The organism is Neisseria sp. P0009.S007 (assembly GCF_051962515.1).
On record NZ_JBQCVF010000625.1, the window covers coordinates 1 to 932 of the forward strand.

At 50.0% G+C, this 932-nt stretch carries 1 pseudogene; it reads right to left on the reverse strand.

From position 1 onward, the window contains the following. A pseudogene (locus ACTHS3_RS15250) lies at positions 1–932 on the reverse strand (GNAT family N-acetyltransferase); the annotation flags it as partial.

A 932-nucleotide genomic window follows, 5' to 3' on the forward strand; every position in this document is an offset into this window, starting at 1 on the left:
TGGGTCATGAAGCGCGTATAGCGGTCGGCCGCGGGTAATTGGCGGACAAATTTTTGTTTGGCTTCGGCATCTTCAGGTTCTAGTGCGCGGATGTGCAGTGTGTTGCCGTCGGGCAGGGTAAAGGTATCGGTTTGGCTCGGATAGGGTGCGAGTACGTTTTGTATCTCGGGAGTTTCGGTTTTAGGGTGCAGTAGTTCGGACGCGGCTTCGCCGGTGTTGCGTAGAAACTCGGCTGCGACCGGATTTTTTTGTTGGAGGTAGGCGGCGGCACTTTGCATTTTAGCGGCGGCCTGTTCTAAGGTTTGGACGGCTTTTTTGGGGATTTTGGTTGTCGGCGTGGCTGGTTTTTCCACAATTTTGGGAATGATGGTGCTGCTGTATTGGCTGCCGTTGTAGTTGAGGATGATGTCGCCGATATGCTGGTTGTTGTGGATAAGCGTGTTTAGGGAATGCAGGAATTGATTGAGAACGGAAGTGTTGTCAAGTTCTGCAAACTGGCTTAAACGCTGGATATCGAGTGTGGTAAAAGGAGGTAATGCGGCTTCGGTTTTGCCGTTGTAATGGGCGGTAAGGATATTGCCGTAAATGGCATGGCGGTTGAATCGGAATTGGACGGCATTGTGTTTTTGGGTTTGGCACGGAGGCAGGTATAGGGCTTCCGCCATCAGTTCGGTTTGGCCGGAAGCAATGGCTTTATCGATACTTTTGCTTTTAGGTGTTTTCAGACGGCCTGTTTTGGCTGGGGCAGGGGTATTTTGTATTTGTTGCAAATAGGTTGTTTGATTGCGGAAATAAAGTGTCAGTAAGGCTTCTTCCGGCGTGTTGAACCGAGTCAGGCCGTCTGAAAAACGATAGCTGACGAGAATGGGCTTGCTGGTTTTTTGTGCCAAATTATCCAGAGTTTGATGAATGCTGTACGCATCCGGCGTATC